Origin of the sequence: Fibrobacter sp. (assembly GCF_017545445.1) — a bacterium.
Taxonomy (GTDB): Bacteria; Fibrobacterota; Fibrobacteria; order Fibrobacterales; family Fibrobacteraceae; genus Fibrobacter.
Genome location: NZ_JAFWOM010000158.1, coordinates 1 through 2,545, shown reverse-complemented (window position 1 = coordinate 2,545; position 2,545 = coordinate 1). Strand labels below are relative to the sequence as shown.

Sequence of the window (2,545 nt, the reverse complement as noted above, 5' to 3'; positions counted from 1 at the left end):
GTTTTCCGCGGGGCATTTCTTCTTTTTGATTCTATCGCCTCTTCAAGTCTCCAGATGACATGTCACCCTGGAGGCCGTAGGCCGATAGGGTCCATTATTTCTCGCACTTGCGTTTGTTCCGAGGCCGACATTCGCATTCCTCCATCCTGTCACCCCGGACTCTGTTCCGGGGCCGGCATTTATCTTCCAGTGCCTCGCTCCTATACAAGAAACCCCGCGTGGTTCGGCTGGCTCACCAACCTCCGCGGGGCTTTTCTCTCGTCAATAGCTCGCGGTTGAGAAATTTTCCTCAACCACTAACCACAGCTTACTTGCTCTTCGGCAACTGCACAGAAATGTGGATGTCCTGCAACTGCTGCAGATCCACTTCGCTCGGGCACTGGTCCATCGGGCTAGAAGCGCTCGTGTTCTTCGGGAATGCGATGTAGTCACGGATAGATTCTTCACCTTCCATGGTAGCAACAACGCGGTCGAGACCGAAGGCCAAGCCACCGTGCGGAGGAGCGCCGTACTTGAAGGCATCGACGAAGAAGCCGAACTTGGTCTTCACCTGTTCTTCGGAGAGACCCAACAGGCGGAACACCTTTTCCTGGACTTCCGGGTTGTGAATACGGATAGAACCACCGCCGATTTCCACACCGTTAAGAACAAGGTCATAAGCTTCGGCGTTGCAATCCTTGAGGTTGCCGCTGAGCATCATGTCCAGGTGTTCCGGAAGCGGGTTGGTGAACGGGTGGTGCATAGCCATGTAGCGGCCTTCGGTGTCGCTGTATTCGAACATCGGGAATTCAGTAATCCACACAAATTCACGCTTCTTCGGATCGCGGAGACCCTTGATACGGGCGACTTCCAAGCGGAGCTGGCCCATAGCCGTAGCAGCAATCTTTTCCGGACCGGCGATGAAGAACATCATGTCGCCGCACTTGGCGCCAACAGCGTCGCGGAGTTCGTTAAGTTGTTCGGTCGTGAAGAACTTGCCAACCTGGGTTTCCACTTCGTCATTTTCCTTGACGCGCATCCATACGAGGCCCTTGGAACCGTACTTGCCCACGTAAGCGGTGAGTTCGTCGATCTGCTTGCGGGTGAAATCGACACAGCCCTTGGCGGCGATACCGCGGATCTTGCCACCGGCGGCAACGCAGTTCTTGAACACGCCAAAGTTGGACTTTGCACCGATTTCGGACACATCGTGGATTTCGAGGTCGAAGCGGAGGTCCGGCTTATCGGAACCGTACTTGAGCATAGCTTCTGCCCACTTCATACGGCGGATGTGACGCGGCGGTTCGAAGTTCCAAACCTTGCCGAGCACTTCGGTCACGAACTTGTCGAACATTTCCATGACTTCGTCCTGGTTCACAAAGGACATTTCGACGTCGATCTGCGTGAATTCCGGCTGACGGTCAGCGCGGAGGTCTTCGTCACGGAAGCACTTCGCAATCTGGAAGTAGCGGTCCATGCCGGCAATCATCAAAAGCTGCATGTACTGCTGCGGAGACTGCGGGAGGGCGTAGAACTTGCCCGGGTTCACGCGGGACGGCACGAGGTAGTCGCGTGCGCCTTCCGGTGTCGATTTGCAAAGGCACGGAGTTTCAATGTTTTCAAAACCGTTAGAATAGAAGAAGTCATAAACAGCCTTGAGGAAGCGGCTCTTGAGGAGGAGCTTCTTCTGGATCCACGGACGGCGGAGGTCCAAATAGCGGTACTGCAAGCGGAGGTCGTCGTTTTCCTTGCATTCTTCGTTCGGGTCGTTAATGGCCAAGGGAGACGTGAGAGCGGCGTTCAAAATTTCGAGCTTGTCGGCCTTGACTTCGATTTCACCCGTGGCGAGCTTTTCGTTCGTGTTGCCTTCTTCGCGGGCGTAGACCTTACCAGTCACGTAAATAACGTATTCGTTACGGAGCTGTTCGGCAGTCTTCAAAACATCGGCGTTGTAGTCCGGATTGAAAACGATCTGGGTCTTGCCATACTTGTCGCGGAGGTCAACGAAAATCACACCACCATGGTCACGGCGGCGATCCACCCAACCGGCGAGTGTTACGGTCTGGCCAACATCTTCCTTGCGAAGCTGGCCGCAGTTATGTGTACGTTTCATGGTTGTATCCTTGAAGATAATTTTTCGGGCGAAAATGTAGAAAAATTCAAACTAGTATGTCATCTCCTAAAATGACTTTTTATCTTAAATCGACAAAAGCTCGTTTGCGATTTTGTGAATTTCATCAAGGATTGCTTTTTTACGTTTTTCGGAAGGGTGCTTTGATCCGTTCATGTAAGCGGCCATTAGAGATTGCTGTATGCCAAGCCTGCGAGCAACCTCGGACATGTTTATGGGCTTTAGCTTCGAGGAAAGCTTTAGTGGGAACTGCTCTGGATTGAAAATGGATTCGAATGAAATGTCTTCGTCGAGGTCGTTCCAGCGGAGGCCTTCAAATGAGATTCTGTAATCAAGGCGCTGTTTTGGGGTGGCGTTTTTTAAGCGTTCGAAATCTTTATAGTGCAATGTTGCGAGCTTGCCGTTTTTCGCGGTAAGCTTTAGTCCGTTGCTTAC

2 protein-coding genes are annotated in these 2,545 nt (G+C 52.5%); both read right to left on the bottom strand.

All coding sequences use genetic code 11. The features are described 5' to 3' along the window. Window positions 1-307: 307 nt before the first annotated feature. The gene (gene aspS, locus IKG78_RS18440) at window positions 308-2,092 is read right to left on the bottom strand and encodes an aspartate--tRNA ligase (RefSeq protein ID WP_290946224.1); all 1,785 of its coding nucleotides are present in this window, start codon (window positions 2,090-2,092) and stop codon (window positions 308-310) included. An 84-nt stretch (window positions 2,093-2,176) separates the two neighbouring features. After that, the coding region (locus IKG78_RS18435) for a DUF2442 domain-containing protein (protein WP_290946222.1) at window positions 2,177-2,545 on the bottom strand (369 nt) is incomplete at its 5' end.

Coding starts and splice junctions, on each gene's coding strand:
- aspS (WP_290946224.1), bottom strand. CDS start 2,092: ATGAAACGTACACATAACTGCGGCCAGCTTCGCAAGGAAGATGTTGGC.